Genomic DNA, 15,184 nt, shown 5'->3' with positions numbered 1-15,184 from the left:
TAAATTGAAGTGAAATGACAAGAGAATGCGAGCGCGTTCAAAAAATTATTTTTCATAAGCGATTGATTTTTAAACCGGCGATTTTGCATACACCCCAGCAATAGCATTATTTGCTAAAATTTCATCCCGCCACCAGCCGCTGGCCAGCCCGGCGGTCTGTTCATTCCAGCCAACCCACACCGGTTCATAGACGATTTGCGCCACAACTTTCTTCTCTATAAGCGCGCCGCTTTCCAAAAATCGCTGCGCCAGATAACGCGGTAAATAGCCGCATCCCAGGCCACTAATTTGCAGCTCCAGCTTGGTTTTAAAATCAAACACGGTAATCGCTTCCTGAGCGTCGAGCAGTTCAGACCCTATTGATCGCGAGGAATGGACGCTATCGCCAACCACAATCGCGCGAAAACGTTTGATCGTCTGGCGGCTAAGCGGTTCCTCTTCATGAACCAGCGGATGATGCGGAGCGACAGCAAACACCAGTTCAAGATCGCCCAGTCTTGCAAAGCCAAAGCCGGTGTCAGGCGGCGGCGCGCGCATGGCGCCAACGATGATATCCGCCCTTCCCTGCGTCAGCGTCTCCCATGAACCGCCGAGAACGCCATTAACAAATTTAAGGCGCGTCACGCTGTGGCGTTGATAAAAAGCGTCGATAAGCGGGGCCAGAAGAGAAAAGGGAAAGGTATCATCCACACCGATGACCAGTTCGTTCTCCCAGCCTTCATGCAGTTTAATCGCCTGCTTTTCCAGCTCGCGGACGGTGTGCAGCACTTCACGGCCTTTTTCCAGTAGCATCTTACCTGTTCGCGTAAATCGCGCGCGATGCCCGCTACGGTCGAGCAGTTGGATATTAAGATCGTTTTCCAGCTTATGAACGGTATAACTGAGGGCGGACGGCGTTTTAAATAATTTTGCCGACGCCGCCGCGAAGCTGCCTTCTTTTTCTAACACATCAAGAATAATCAGAACGTCCAGCAGTGGTTTCATACTCGTCCCCTTGCGCTATATGGCGACCACCTGCTGGACAGCGACTCACTCCATCGGCATCACCAGCGGATCGGGATATTGATATTCAAATCCCAGCTCATTACAAATCCGGCTACCGTCGATAATCTTCCCTTTGCCGTTGTCCGGTGCGTCACGAAAATGCGGCGGCGCCATTCCCAGCAAGCGCGTCATTTGCGGATAAAACACGTTGCGGGCTGGATGCGCCGGCGCACATATATTATAGATGTGCCCCCCTTTTGGCGCCTGTAGCAAGAGGGTAATTGCGCCAACCACGTCTTCAAGATGCACCAGATTGACCCCGTGTTGACCATCCGGCGCGGTTTTTCCGGCAAAGAAACGACCGGGATGGCGCCCGGGCCCGACCAACCCCGCCAGCCGCAGAATATCTACTGACGTGCCCGGCAGATTATGCAGCCAATCTTCCAGTTCCTTCAGGGTACGCCCGCTGGCCGTGACCGGATTACGCGGCGTATTCTCTTTCACCACGCCTTGCGCATCGCCGTAAACAGACGTCGAACTGGTAAAAATAATACGCGGGATACGATAAGCCAGCGCGCTGTCGACCAGCTCCTGCATCGCCTGCAGATAAAAATCCTCTCCTGGACCGCTACGGCGCGCGGGCAGTGTTATCACCAGCGCATCGACATCCAGCAGAGCGTCAAGATCGTCCGCCTCACAGACCAGCTCCGGCTCCAGACGCAGCGGATAGCTTTCAATTCCACTCATACGGGCCGCTTCCACCCCGTCAAGGGTGGTTTTGCTGCCGGTAACCTGCCAGCCTCTCGCTGCCAGCGACATTGCCAGCGGCATGCCTAACCAACCTAAACCGACAATTGCGACCTTTTTCATCCATTTTCTCCTGACTTTAACGCCTTATACATAAGGCTACGCCAGCCCGCCGTGACTGACAATTCATACTATAAATGCGAAATGAAAAAAGCGCTTGCTTTAAGGCGTAAAAGTGGTTTAGGTTAAAAGGTATCAAATGAATAAGCATTCATCGGAATTTTTATGACACGCGTTCAATTTAAACACCACCATCATCACCATCATCCTGACTAGTCTTTCAGGCGATGTGTGCTGGAAGACATTCAGATCTTCCAGTGGTGCATGAACGCATGAGAAAGCCCCCGGAAGATCATCTTCCGGGGGCTTTTTTTTGGCGCGCGATACAGACCGGTTCAGACAGGATAAAGAGGAACGCAGAATGTTAGACAACACCCGCTTACGCATAGCTATTCAGAAATCAGGCCGTTTAAGCGATGATTCACGAGAATTGCTGGCCCGCTGCGGCATAAAAATTAATTTACACACTCAGCGCCTGATTGCGATGGCGGAAAACATGCCGATTGATATCCTGCGCGTGCGTGATGATGACATTCCGGGTCTGGTGATGGATGGCGTGGTCGATCTCGGCATTATCGGCGAAAACGTGCTGGAAGAAGAGCTACTCAACCGCCGCGCGCAGGGCGAAGATCCACGCTATTTAACCCTGCGCCGTCTTGACTTCGGCGGCTGCCGTTTATCACTGGCAACGCCGGTTGACGAAGCCTGGGACGGCCCGGCGGCGCTGGACGGTAAACGTATCGCTACCTCTTATCCGCACCTCCTCAAACGCTACCTCGACCAGAAAGGCGTCTCTTTTAAATCGTGTCTGTTAAATGGTTCTGTCGAAGTCGCGCCGCGCGCGGGGCTGGCCGACGCTATCTGCGATTTGGTCTCTACCGGCGCGACGCTTGAAGCTAACGGCCTGCGTGAAGTCGAAGTTATCTACCGCTCTAAAGCCTGTCTGATTCAGCGCGACGGTGAGATGGCACAGAGCAAGCAGCAGCTGATCGATAAATTGCTGACCCGTATTCAGGGCGTGATTCAGGCGCGCGAATCGAAATACATCATGATGCACGCGCCAAGTGAACGCCTGGAAGAGGTTATCGCCCTGCTGCCAGGCGCTGAAAGGCCGACAATTCTGCCGCTGGCGGGCGAGCAACAGCGCGTGGCGATGCACATGGTCAGCAGCGAAACGCTGTTCTGGGAAACCATGGAGAAACTGAAAGCGCTTGGCGCCAGCTCGATTCTGGTACTGCCGATCGAGAAGATGATGGAGTGATCTGACGCCTGATGGCGCTGCGCTTATCAGGCCTACGTAATGCGTTGATATTTTGGGTTCTGTAGGCCAGATAAGGCGGAACCCTGTGATGGAGTAAAGACCATGAGTTTCAATACCCTGATTGACTGGAACAGCTGTAGCCCTGAACAGCAGCGTGCGCTGCTGACGCGTCCGGCGATTTCCGCCTCTGACAGTATTACCCGGACGGTCAGCGATATTCTGGATAATGTAAAAACGCGCGGTGACGATGCCCTGCGTGAATACAGCGCTAAATTTGATAAAACAGAAGTGACAGCGCTACGCGTCACCCCTGAAGAGATCGCCGCCGCCGGCGCGCGTCTGAGCGACGAATTAAAACAGGCGATGGCCGCTGCCGTCAAAAATATTGAAACGTTCCATTCCGCGCAGACGCTACCGCCTGTAGATGTGGAAACCCAGCCAGGCGTGCGTTGCCAGCAGGTTACGCGTCCCGTCGCGTCTGTCGGTCTGTATATTCCCGGCGGCTCGGCTCCGCTCTTCTCAACGGTGCTGATGCTGGCAACACCAGCACGCATTGCGGGATGTCAGAACGTGGTTCTGTGCTCGCCGCCGCCCATCGCTGATGAAATCCTCTATGCGGCGCAACTGTGTGGCGTGCAGGAAATCTTTAACGTCGGCGGCGCGCAGGCGATTGCCGCTCTGGCCTTCGGCAGCGAGTCCGTACCGAAAGTGGATAAAATTTTTGGTCCCGGCAACGCCTTTGTAACCGAAGCCAAGCGTCAGGTCAGCCAGCGCCTCGACGGCGCGGCTATCGATATGCCAGCCGGGCCGTCTGAAGTACTGGTGATCGCCGACAGCGGCGCAACACCGGATTTCGTCGCGTCTGACCTGCTCTCCCAGGCTGAGCACGGTCCGGATTCGCAGGTGATCCTGCTGACGCCTGATGCTGACATTGCCCGCAAGGTGGCGGAGGCGGTAGAACGTCAACTGGCGGAACTGCCGCGCGCGGACACCGCCCGGCAGGCCCTGAGCGCCAGTCGTCTGATTGTGACCAAAGATTTAGCGCAGTGCGTCGCCATCTCTAATCAGTATGGGCCGGAACACTTAATCATCCAGACGCGCAATGCGCGCGATTTGGTGGATGCGATTACCAGCGCAGGCTCGGTATTTCTCGGCGACTGGTCGCCGGAATCCGCCGGTGATTACGCTTCCGGAACCAACCATGTTTTACCGACCTATGGCTATACTGCTACCTGTTCCAGCCTTGGGTTAGCGGATTTCCAGAAACGGATGACCGTTCAGGAACTGTCGAAAGCGGGCTTTTCCGCTCTGGCATCAACCATTGAAACATTGGCGGCGGCAGAACGTCTGACCGCCCATAAAAATGCCGTGACCCTGCGCGTAAACGCCCTCAAGGAGCAAGCATGAGCACTGAAAACACTCTCAGCGTCGCTGACTTAGCCCGTGAAAATGTCCGCAACCTGGTACCGTATCAGTCCGCCCGCCGTCTGGGCGGTAACGGCGATGTCTGGCTGAACGCGAATGAATTCCCGACAGCGGTGGAGTTTCAGCTCACCCAACAAACGCTTAACCGCTACCCGGAATGCCAGCCAAAGGCCGTGATTGAAAACTACGCGCAATATGCTGGCGTAAAGCCGGAGCAGGTGCTGGTCAGCCGCGGCGCGGATGAAGGGATCGAACTGGTGATCCGCGCCTTCTGCGAACCGGGGAAAGACGCCATTCTCTACTGTCCGCCCACTTATGGTATGTACAGCGTCAGCGCCGAAACCATTGGCGTAGAGCGCCGGACGGTTCCCGCGCTTGAAAACTGGCAGCTGGATCTACAGGGGATTTCCGACAACCTTGACGGCGCAAAAGTGGTGTTCGTTTGTAGCCCCAATAACCCCACCGGGCAACTTATCAACCCGCAGGATCTGCGCACGCTGCTGGAGTTGACACGCGGTAAAGCGATAGTCGTCGCCGACGAAGCTTATATTGAGTTTTGCCCGCAGGCCACGCTGACAGGCTGGCTGGTTGAATATCCTCATCTGGTTATCCTGCGCACATTGTCGAAAGCTTTTGCGCTGGCGGGTCTGCGCTGCGGCTTTACACTGGCTAATGAAGAGGTGATCAACCTGCTGTTAAAAGTGATCGCCCCTTATCCGCTTTCTACGCCAGTGGCGGATATCGCCGCCCAGGCGCTGAGCCCGCAGGGAATAAACGCAATGCGCGATCGCGTGGCGCAGACAGTGCAGGAACGTCAGTATCTGGTGAATGCCCTGCAACAGACCGCCTGCGTAGAACACGTCTTTGACTCTGAAACCAACTATATTCTGGCGCGGTTTACCGCCTCCAGCAGCGTGTTTAAATCCTTATGGGATCAGGGCATTATCTTACGCGATCAGAATAAACAACCTTCTTTAAGCGGCTGCCTGCGGATTACGGTCGGCACCCGCCAGGAAAACCAGCGCGTCATTGACGCCTTACGTGCGGAGCCAGTATGAGTCAGAAGTATCTTTTCATCGACCGGGACGGAACCTTAATTTCCGAACCGCCGAGCGATTTTCAGGTAGACCGCTTTGATAAACTGGCCTTTGAGCCAGAGGTGATTCCCGTATTGCTGAAGCTGCAAAAAGCCGGTTTTAAGCTGGTGATGATCACTAACCAGGATGGACTTGGCACGCAAAGCTTCCCGCAGGCGGACTTCGACGGACCGCACAACCTGATGATGCAGATTTTCACCTCTCAGGGCGTATGCTTTGATGAGGTGCTGATCTGCCCTCACCTGCCCGCAGACGACTGCGACTGCCGCAAGCCCAAAGTGAAGCTGGTGGAGCGTTATCTTGCGGAACAAGCGATGGATAGCGCCAACAGCTATGTGATTGGCGATCGTGCGACCGATATCCAGCTCGCTGATAACATGGGCATTACTGGTTTACGCTATCACCGTGAAACGCTGAACTGGACGATGATTGGCGAACAGCTAACGAAACGCGATCGTTATGCGCATGTGGTCCGCAACACCAAAGAAACACAGATTGATGTCAGCGTCTGGCTGGATCGCGAAGGCAACAGCAAGATTAATACCGGCGTCGGCTTCTTTGACCATATGCTCGATCAAATCGCCACCCACGGCGGCTTTCGCATGGAGATTACCGTTAAGGGCGATCTCTATATCGACGATCACCACACGGTAGAAGATACCGGACTGGCGCTCGGTGAGGCATTAAAACTGGCACTCGGCGACAAGCGCGGTATCTGCCGTTTTGGCTTTGTACTACCGATGGATGAATGTCTGGCGCGCTGCGCGCTGGATATTTCCGGTCGTCCGCATCTGGAATATAAAGCTGAATTTACCTACCAGCGTGTGGGCGATTTGAGCACAGAGATGATTGAACACTTTTTCCGCTCACTCTCTTACACGATGGGCGTCACTCTGCATCTCAAGACTAAAGGTAAGAACGATCACCACCGTGTCGAAAGTTTGTTTAAAGCCTTTGGTCGGACGCTACGCCAGGCTATTCGCGTGGAGGGCGATACATTACCGTCCTCGAAAGGAGTGCTGTGATGAACGTCGTCATCCTTGACACCGGCTGCGCCAATTTAAGCTCGGTAAAATCCGCCGTGGCGCGCCACGGTTACACCCCGGTGGTCAGCCGCGAAGCGGAAATCGTATTACGCGCTGACAAACTCTTTCTGCCCGGCGTCGGCACGGCGCAGGCCGCTATGGATCAACTGCGCGAACGTGAACTGATCGACTTAATTAAAGCGTGTACTCAGCCGGTACTGGGTATCTGCTTAGGGATGCAACTGCTGGGTCGTCGCAGCGAAGAGACGCGCGGCGTGGATCTGCTGAACATTATCGAACAAGACGTGCCGAAAATGACCGACTTTGGTCTGCCGCTGCCGCACATGGGCTGGAATCGCGTGTATCCGCAGGCGGGCAACCGGCTGTTTCAGGGCATTGAAGATGGCGCCTATTTTTACTTTGTTCACAGCTACGCGATGCCGGTCAACCCGTGGACTATCGCCCAGTGCAATTACGGCGAGCCGTTTACCGCGGCGGTACAGAAAGATAATTTCTTCGGCGTACAGTTCCACCCGGAACGTTCGGGCGCGGCGGGCGCACAGTTGCTGAAAAACTTCCTGGAGATGTAATGATTATTCCGGCATTAGATTTAATTGACGGCACCGTGGTGCGTCTCCACCAGGGTGACTACGCCCGGCAGCGGGATTACGGTAACGATCCCCTGCCCCGTTTGCAGGATTACGCCGCCCAGGGCGCCGGGGTGCTGCATCTGGTAGATCTGACCGGCGCTAAAGATCCGGCTAAGCGACAGATACCGCTGATTAAAACCCTGGTCGCGGGCGTGAACGTGCCTGTTCAGGTCGGCGGCGGCGTGCGTACCGAAGAAGACGTTGCGGCATTACTGAAAGCTGGCGTTGCCCGTGTGGTCATCGGTTCAACGGCGGTGAAATCCCCTGACGTGGTGAAAGGCTGGTTTGAACGTTTTGGCGCGCAGGCGCTGGTACTGGCGCTGGACGTTCGCATAGACGAACACGGCAACAAGCAGGTGGCGGTTAGCGGCTGGCAGGAAAATTCCGGCGTCTCGCTGGAACAACTGGTGGAGACCTATCTCCCCGTCGGTCTGAAACATGTACTGTGTACCGATATTTCTCGCGACGGCACGCTGGCGGGCTCTAACGTGTCGCTGTATGAAGAGGTATGCGCCAGATATCCGCAGATCGCCTTTCAATCCTCCGGCGGTATTGGCGATATCGATGATATTGCCGCCCTGCGCGGCACCGGCGTGCGCGGCGTGATTGTCGGACGCGCGCTGTTGGAAGGGAAATTTACCGTTAAGGAGGCCATCCAATGCTGGCAAAACGTATAATTCCGTGTCTGGATGTTCGTGATGGTCAGGTGGTGAAAGGCGTACAGTTTCGCAACCATGAGATCATTGGCGATATCGTTCCGCTGGCCAAACGCTATGCCGACGAAGGCGCGGACGAACTGGTGTTCTATGACATTACCGCCTCCAGCGATGGCCGCGTAGTCGATAAAAGCTGGGTGGCGCGCGTTGCCGAGGTGATCGACATTCCGTTTTGTGTAGCGGGCGGTATCCGGTCAATTGACGACGCCGCCAAAATTCTTTCTTTCGGGGCGGATAAGATCTCTATCAACTCCCCGGCGCTGGCTGACCCAACGCTGATTACCCGTCTGGCTGACCGTTTTGGCGTACAGTGCATTGTCGTCGGGATTGATACCTGGTTTGACGACGCCACGGGGAAATATCATGTTAACCAGTATACCGGCGATGAAAACCGTACCCGCGTGACGCAGTGGGAGACGCTGGATTGGGTGCAAGAGGTACAACAGCGCGGCGCGGGGGAAATCGTCCTGAATATGATGAACCAGGACGGCGTGCGTAACGGTTACGATCTGACGCAGTTGAAAAAAGTCCGTGACGTTTGCCGCGTGCCGCTGATCGCCTCCGGCGGCGCGGGCACGATGGAACACTTTCTTGAGGCATTCCGTGATGCCGATGTCGACGGCGCGCTTGCCGCCTCCGTTTTTCACAAGCAAATCATCAATATTGGCGAATTAAAAGCGTACCTGGCAGGCCAGGGCGTGGAGATCAGGATATGTTAACAGAGCAACAACGCCGCGAGCTGGACTGGGAAAAAACCGATGGCCTGATGCCAGCCATCGTGCAACATGCGGTATCCGGCGAAGTATTGATGCTGGGCTATATGAACCCACAAGCGCTGGACAAAACCATTGAATCCGGCCATGTCACGTTCTTCTCACGCACGAAACAGCGTTTATGGACCAAAGGCGAAACCTCAGGCCATGTGCTGAATGTCGTCAGCATTGCGCCGGATTGCGACAACGATACACTGCTGGTGCTGGCAAATCCTGTCGGGCCGACCTGCCACAAAGGTACCAGCAGCTGCTTTGGCGACGCCAGCCATCAGTGGTTATTCCTGTATCAACTGGAGCAGCTACTGGCAGAGCGCAAAACCGCCGATCCGGCCAGCTCTTACACGGCGAAACTGTACGCCAGCGGTACTAAACGTATTGCGCAAAAAGTTGGCGAAGAAGGTGTGGAAACCGCGCTGGCGGCCACCGTTAACGATCGTGTTGAGCTGACCAATGAAGCGTCTGACTTGATGTACCACCTGCTGGTGCTGTTGCAGGATCAGGATCTCAACCTCACCACCGTGATCGACAATCTTCGTAAGCGTCATCAATAAGCGTAAAAAAACCGGGCAATGCCCGGTTTTTTAATGAGAAATTTTACCTTTCGAAGCCGACCACCATCCGGCAAAGAAGCTTACAAGGCTTTTGGCTTATAGCTACGTAGCGCATTGCGCCCCAGCACAACCCCGGCGCCGATCATCCCGCCCAGCAACACAGCCAGCACGAGGGTAATGGCTGTTTTCGGGCTATCGCGACGGACCGGCAGCGTCGGCTTCATTACATAACGATAGACGTGCACCGTATCGGCAGTCACTTTCAGATTTTTAATGTCCAGCAGTGTCTGCTTCGTCTGGTAATAGGCCGGAGAAAAGACCAGTGGACGCGTCGCTTCGTTCTGTATCATCGATTTTAGCGCATCGCTCCCCAGCAGGAACATCGTGTCCTGGGTAACATCCTGGGTTTGCTGAATCTGCGGCTGCGTGATTTTGGCCTCATCCGCATAGCGCAACGCTTCTTCGATTTGCTTAATACGCAGATCTTTTTGCTCCTGCGCCACAACTTCCTGCGTCTCAAGGGACTCCTGCAACGTTTTGGTTTGCAGCGTGATGTTATCTTTCAGGTCAACTTCCAGTTCCTTAGCGACCTCTTCATCCACCTGTTGGATATATTCCGCCAGCCGACGCTGCGCCCCTTCAGCGGTAGTACTCACATAAGAAACCGAGAGTGGCAGCGCCTGCCCTTTTACCGACTGTTCAATGGTAAGCTTTTCCCGCTCTTTCTGATTATCCAGCACTTCCGATAATGCGGAAAACGCAGAGCTAAAGCGGCTTATAAAATTCGCCTGCACTTCAGAGATTTTGGGGGCATTCCCACCATACAAGACGTTGAGCGCGTTGGTATAGGTGGCAACCTGCGCGGCATCAGGTTGGGTAATAATCGCCGTGGATGTCCATTTTTCTTTGGCTATCATCAGGTAGCCTACAGCCAGCAAAATGGCGATAATAACGGCTACAATAATGGTCATCTTCCCACGCCATAACTGTAGCAATAACTCAATCAAATCAATCTGTTCCGGATCGTTCCCACGCCCGGAAGACGTATTACTATCCACTGTCATAGATACCCTAACTAAAAAAAGGATGAAGCTGGAGACAGTGTAGCCATAAAGCAAATATATGCCATAGGATTAATGATAAAAATCAGACATTATTTCCATTTGGTCAATAAATCATCGGGACTCATCAGCCCCGATTGCCTTATTAATCACTACCGAAAAGATCGCGGGTATACACTTTTTCAGCGACATCCAAAAGCTCTGCCGCCATCCTGTTGGAAATAATGACATCCGCCTGCTGTTTAAAGCAGTGCAAATCACGTTCAAGACGTGAGTTAAAGAAAGTATCTTCTTCCATTACCGGCTCATAGATGATGACCTCTACGCCTTTCGCTTTAATGCGCTTCATAATCCCCTGAATCGATGAGGCGCGGAAGTTATCGGAGCCACTCTTCATAATCAGGCGATAAATGCCCACCACTTTAGGCTTTCTGGCGAGGATAGCGTCGGCAATAAAATCTTTACGCGTACGGTTTGCTTCAACGATAGCGGAGATAATATTATTAGGCACCGACTGATAATTGGCCAGCAACTGTTTGGTATCTTTTGGCAAACAATATCCGCCATAACCAAAAGAGGGATTATTATAATGATTGCCAATACGCGGGTCGAGGCACACCCCTTCAATAATTTGTCGGGTATTTAATCCTAACGTTTCAGCATAGCTGTCTAATTCATTAAAATAAGCGACTCGCATAGCGAGATAAGTATTGGCGAAAAGTTTAATAGCTTCCGCCTCAGTGGAGTCCGTAAACAGCGTTGGAATCTCCTGTTTAATAGCGCCTTCCTGGAGTAATGCGGCAAATTCTCTGGCGCGCTCAGACTGTTCCCCAATCACGATACGGGAGGGATAAAGGTTATCGTAAAGGGCTTTACCTTCACGTAAAAACTCCGGAGAGAAAATGATATTTTCTGTCGCAAACTTCTGACGCATTGCCGCCGTGAAGCCAACCGGCACCGTAGACTTAATAATCATCACGGCTGCGGGGTTGATGCTGATCACATCCTGAATGACCGATTCCACACTGGACGTATTAAAATAGTTGGTTTTGGGATCGTAATCCGTAGGCGTAGCAATGATGACGTAATCTGCATTCTGGTACGCATCAAACTTATCCAGCGTTGCCCTGAATCTGATGTTATCTTCCTTTAAAAATTGCTGAATTTCTTTATCAACAATCGGAGATATCCGATCATTTAACAGTTCAACACGGGAAGGAACAATGTCTAACGCCACCACATCATGATGTTGTGCAATAAGCAAACCATTAGACAAGCCAACATAACCCGTCCCGGATATCGTGATTTTCATTATTCGCTCTCAGAATTAACTTAATTATGAATCATGATGTATTTCGCATCCTGATAAGATATTAAAGTTTTAACGCCTGAGTATATAAAGTGCAACGCAGACGAAAACAATTCAGATTATCTTCATTACGATAAACACAGATTATTAAGTTAATATTAAGCAAAAGCGATAAATCAATAAGAATAGAGATAAAAAAAAAGCCCGGTATTAAACCGGGCTTAAACATTTTTGCAGAAATTATTCCAACCATTCGGTATGGTAAATGCCTTCTTTATCAGTACGTTTATAGGTGTGCGCACCAAAGTAGTCACGCTGCGCCTGAATTAAGTTAGCTGGCAGTACTGCGGCGCGATAGCTGTCATAGTAGGCCACTGCCGCAGAGAATGTCGGCACCGGAATGCCGTTCTGCACCGCGTAAGCCACGACATCACGCAGCGCCTGCTGGTACTCATCAGCAATTTTCTTGAAGTAAGGCGCTAACAGCAAGTTAGCGATACCGGCGTTTTCTGCGTAAGCATCAGTGATCTTCTGCAGAAACTGAGCGCGAATGATACAGCCCGCACGGAAAATCTTAGCAATCTCGCCGTAGTTGAGATCCCAGTGATATTCATCAGACGCGGCGCGTAGCTGCGAGAAGCCCTGCGCATAGGAGACGATCTTGCCAAGATACAGCGCGCGACGCACTTTCTCGATAAATTCAGCTTTGTCGCCTGCCGGCTGCGCTTTCGGCCCGGAGAGCACTTTAGATGCGGCAACACGTTGCGCTTTCAACGAAGAGATGTAACGCGCAAAGACGGATTCGGTAATCAGCGACAGCGGTTCACCCAGATCCAGCGCGCTCTGGCTGGTCCATTTACCGGTCCCTTTGTTGGCGGCTTCATCAAGAATGACATCCACCAGGTAGTTTCCGTCTTCATCTTTTTTAGTGAAGATGTCTTTAGTGATGTCGATCAGATAGCTGCTCAGCTCGCCGTTATTCCACTCAGTAAAAGTGTTCGCCAACTCTTCATTGCTGAGATTCAGGCCGCCTTTCAGCAGGGAGTAAGCTTCAGCGATAAGCTGCATATCGCCATATTCAATACCATTGTGGACCATCTTGACGTAGTGACCAGCACCATCGGCGCCGATATAGGTCACGCACGGTTCGCCATCTTCTGCCACAGCAGCAATCTTCGTCAGGATCGGCGCCACCAGTTCATAGGCATCTTTCTGACCGCCAGGCATGATAGATGGCCCTTTCAGCGCGCCCTCTTCACCACCGGAAACACCGGTACCGATAAAGTTAAAACCTTCCGCAGACAGCTCGCGATTGCGACGGATTGTGTCCTGGAAGAAGGTGTTACCGCCATCAATAATGATATCGCCTTTTTCCAGATACGGTTTCAGCGAATCGATAGCTGCATCAGTACCTGCGCCCGCTTTCACCATTAACAGGATACGACGAGGCGTTTCGAGGGATTCAACAAACTCTTTCACCGTGTAATAAGGCACCAGCTTTTTGCCGGGATTCTCGGCAATCACTTCTTCGGTCTTTTCACGGGAGCGGTTGAAAACGGAGACGGTATAACCACGGCTTTCGATGTTGAGCGCGAGGTTGCGCCCCATCACTGCCATACCGACGACGCCGATCTGTTGCTTGGACATTACATACTCCTGTCAGGTGTGGAAGTTACATATATTTCACCATTATGTGCTACAAATTTTACAGCGTAAAGCATATTAAATACTTGTCCATTAATAGCACATTGTGGTTCGGCGGATATTTTCCCGCTTGGTTAACTTAAAATACCACGCGTAAAATTCTTTTAACAAAAGACCTAAAGTTAGCATCTGCATAAAAAACCGCAAAAACTATAATCATACTTACCAGCGATACAATAGTAAGCTTACTTATAAAGTCAAACCAGTTGGAAACTTTAAAGAAAATTATTTGTTCTCTTGTAAAATAAAAAACAGCAAAAATAACAAATGAGAATATTAAAGGTTTCAGTACAAATGACAAGTACTTTTTTAATGCATTAAATCTACCAAACATTTTACCATATAGATATAATGGCTTTGCAATTAATGTAATTAATACATTAGATATAATCGTGCCAATAATAATACCGGGAAGACCAATATAAAAAGCCAGGAGCGCGGAAAAAAATAAATTAACCACTCCCTCAAGCAAAGGATAATATACATCCCCAAAAAAACCAGTTGCGTTTTTAAAAATATCACAAGGAATTCTAATGACACTTATAAATACATTAACAAGCATTAATATAACAATACCATTACCTAGTATGAATTTTTCGCCTATCCAGCTGGTAATAAAGTCATTAACCAAAAAATACATATTCAAAGAAATGAAGGTAGCCAATGCTATAAATACTGTGTTAAATTGCTTTGCAATACTGGTAACTTCATCATCATTTTGATTGATTAAAAAATTACCCACACTAGCTGTAATAGCATTAACAAAACTGGACATAAGCACAGTCACAACCTGGAAGACCATCATATAACTTCCATAAATCGTGACGTAGCTTAAATTAAGAAATTTTGAAACTAGCAAATAATCAGTATTTAAAACTAACACACCACCAATCTTATGAAAAAACATGTTTTTTATTTTTATTTTTAATTCATTTTTTAATGTTGTTTTTTCATCATCGCTAATAGATTGTGGAACTACCTTAAAATGGATGTCGTTATTAATAATATTTTTAAATATAAAATACTGTACTATCACGCCAATAGTTTCAACAAGCAAATAGAGTAAGAAATTATGTGTGGTGACTAATAGCAATATTTGCAGCGCAATAATTAATATTTTCCCGCCACCCTGTACTTTACGGACGACTGAATATTGCTGATTTGCAGTTAATAGAGTTGAATGCTTTGCATAAGAATAAGTTAAAGATGTATTTATTACAAAAAATGCCCAATAAATAAAAACGTGACTTACTGCATTAACAGAATCGATGAAAAAGTAAATACCAAAGCCAATTACTATACCTATCAATAAAACTAAAAACGAAATATATCTATAGATTGCGGTCAGCAATAAAGTTAAGTATTTTATTTTTGCATAATCCCCCTCACTCAGCGGCTTGTATAAAAGGCTTGCTGCAGCCACCCCTATGCCAAGCTCGGCGAGATTTAAATAAGCAGTCAGCTGTGTAAATAACAACATCACACCTGTTAAATCAGCGCCCATCTTAGAGACAAATATAGTTCGAAGATAAAATCCTAGCGCAATAAGAAAAAAAGTAATAAATAAATCAACTTTAAAGTTGTTAATCGCTTTTATAGTTCGCATTTTTACTTTCCGGATGTAAACTTAAAGTAAATAAATATTCGTGGGAAATTACAGGATTACATCAATTATTATTAGCCCCATAATAATTAATATTACTAGGAAGGTAAAATAAATAATCACATCAATGATTATTTATACTGTCCGAAAAGAACATA

At 50.1% G+C, this 15,184-nt stretch carries 15 protein-coding genes and 1 other annotated feature; of the genes, 9 read left to right on the top strand and 6 right to left on the bottom strand.

Annotation, left to right across the window (positions count from 1 at the left end; all coding sequences use genetic code 11):
* Positions 1-69 precede the first annotated feature (69 nt).
* A complete protein-coding gene (locus J4617_RS00885) occupies positions 70-984 on the bottom strand; it encodes a LysR family transcriptional regulator (protein ID WP_017465514.1) in 915 nt (304 codons plus the stop codon).
* A 45-nt stretch (positions 985-1,029) separates the two neighbouring features.
* On the bottom strand, positions 1,030-1,854 hold the full coding sequence (locus tag J4617_RS00880) for an SDR family oxidoreductase (RefSeq protein ID WP_000754712.1): 825 nt from the start codon (positions 1,852-1,854) through the stop codon (positions 1,030-1,032).
* Between the two features lie 162 nt (positions 1,855-2,016).
* Between J4617_RS00880 and hisL the strand changes: the two genes are divergently transcribed.
* From hisL to hisIE, 9 genes are all read left to right on the top strand, one after another.
* On the top strand, positions 2,017-2,067 hold the full coding sequence (hisL, locus tag J4617_RS00875) for a his operon leader peptide (RefSeq protein ID WP_001364200.1): 51 nt from the start codon (positions 2,017-2,019) through the stop codon (positions 2,065-2,067).
* Positions 2,043-2,166: a sequence feature (His leader region), on the top strand. Its footprint overlaps the gene before it by 25 nt.
* Positions 2,167-2,212: 46 nt before the next feature.
* Positions 2,213-3,112 (top strand): ATP phosphoribosyltransferase, encoded by a 900-nt coding sequence (gene hisG / locus J4617_RS00870; protein ID WP_000886604.1) that lies wholly within the window; start codon positions 2,213-2,215, stop codon positions 3,110-3,112.
* Between the two features lie 102 nt (positions 3,113-3,214).
* Positions 3,215-4,519 carry a histidinol dehydrogenase gene (gene hisD, locus J4617_RS00865; RefSeq protein WP_000009622.1) on the top strand — a complete coding sequence of 435 codons (1,305 nt, stop codon included), beginning with the start codon at positions 3,215-3,217 and terminating at the stop codon, positions 4,517-4,519.
* Positions 4,516-5,595: a histidinol-phosphate transaminase gene (gene hisC / locus J4617_RS00860; RefSeq protein WP_000102710.1), complete on the top strand. Its 1,080-nt coding sequence runs from the start codon at positions 4,516-4,518 to the stop codon at positions 5,593-5,595. Before hisD ends, hisC begins: the two co-directional genes overlap by 4 nt.
* Positions 5,592-6,659: a bifunctional histidinol-phosphatase/imidazoleglycerol-phosphate dehydratase HisB gene (hisB, locus tag J4617_RS00855; RefSeq protein ID WP_000080044.1), complete on the top strand. Its 1,068-nt coding sequence runs from the start codon at positions 5,592-5,594 to the stop codon at positions 6,657-6,659. Before hisC ends, hisB begins: the two co-directional genes overlap by 4 nt.
* On the top strand, positions 6,659-7,249 hold the full coding sequence (hisH, locus tag J4617_RS00850) for an imidazole glycerol phosphate synthase subunit HisH (protein ID WP_001103591.1): 591 nt from the start codon (positions 6,659-6,661) through the stop codon (positions 7,247-7,249). The genes hisB and hisH overlap by 1 nt, the downstream gene beginning before the upstream one ends.
* Positions 7,249-7,986 carry a 1-(5-phosphoribosyl)-5-[(5-phosphoribosylamino)methylideneamino]imidazole-4-carboxamide isomerase gene (gene hisA, locus J4617_RS00845; RefSeq protein ID WP_000586406.1) on the top strand — a complete coding sequence of 246 codons (738 nt, stop codon included), beginning with the start codon at positions 7,249-7,251 and terminating at the stop codon, positions 7,984-7,986. The genes hisH and hisA overlap by 1 nt, the downstream gene beginning before the upstream one ends.
* Positions 7,968-8,744: an imidazole glycerol phosphate synthase subunit HisF gene (hisF, locus tag J4617_RS00840; protein ID WP_000880125.1), complete on the top strand. Its 777-nt coding sequence runs from the start codon at positions 7,968-7,970 to the stop codon at positions 8,742-8,744. The genes hisA and hisF overlap by 19 nt, the downstream gene beginning before the upstream one ends.
* Positions 8,738-9,349, top strand: a complete 612-nt coding sequence (hisIE, locus tag J4617_RS00835) for a bifunctional phosphoribosyl-AMP cyclohydrolase/phosphoribosyl-ATP diphosphatase HisIE (RefSeq protein WP_000954847.1) — start codon at positions 8,738-8,740, stop codon at positions 9,347-9,349. Before hisF ends, hisIE begins: the two co-directional genes overlap by 7 nt.
* Before the next feature lie 80 nt (positions 9,350-9,429).
* Here hisIE and wzzB read toward each other — a convergent pair whose 3' ends face one another.
* From wzzB to J4617_RS00815, 4 genes are all read right to left on the bottom strand, one after another.
* Positions 9,430-10,413, bottom strand: a complete 984-nt coding sequence (wzzB, locus tag J4617_RS00830; RefSeq protein ID WP_017465513.1) for an LPS O-antigen chain length determinant protein WzzB — start codon at positions 10,411-10,413, stop codon at positions 9,430-9,432.
* Between the two features lie 142 nt (positions 10,414-10,555).
* Complete coding sequence (gene ugd / locus J4617_RS00825; protein ID WP_000704825.1) at positions 10,556-11,722, bottom strand: UDP-glucose 6-dehydrogenase; 1,167 nt, start codon at positions 11,720-11,722, stop codon at positions 10,556-10,558.
* A gap of 237 nt (positions 11,723-11,959) precedes the next feature.
* Positions 11,960-13,366, bottom strand: coding sequence for an NADP-dependent phosphogluconate dehydrogenase (gene gndA, locus J4617_RS00820; RefSeq protein WP_017465511.1), 1,407 nt, complete (start codon positions 13,364-13,366; stop codon positions 11,960-11,962).
* A gap of 136 nt (positions 13,367-13,502) precedes the next feature.
* A complete protein-coding gene (locus J4617_RS00815) occupies positions 13,503-15,029 on the bottom strand; it encodes a hypothetical protein (RefSeq protein WP_022544652.1) in 1,527 nt (508 codons plus the stop codon).
* Positions 15,030-15,184: the final 155 nt, after the last annotated feature.

The sequence above is a fragment of the Salmonella sp. 32010601201800023SM genome (assembly GCF_017572235.1).
Taxonomy (GTDB): Bacteria; Pseudomonadota; Gammaproteobacteria; order Enterobacterales; family Enterobacteriaceae; genus Salmonella; species Salmonella enterica.
The sequence above is the reverse complement of the archived record's forward strand: the minus strand, read 5'-3'. Positions and strand labels throughout refer to the sequence as shown.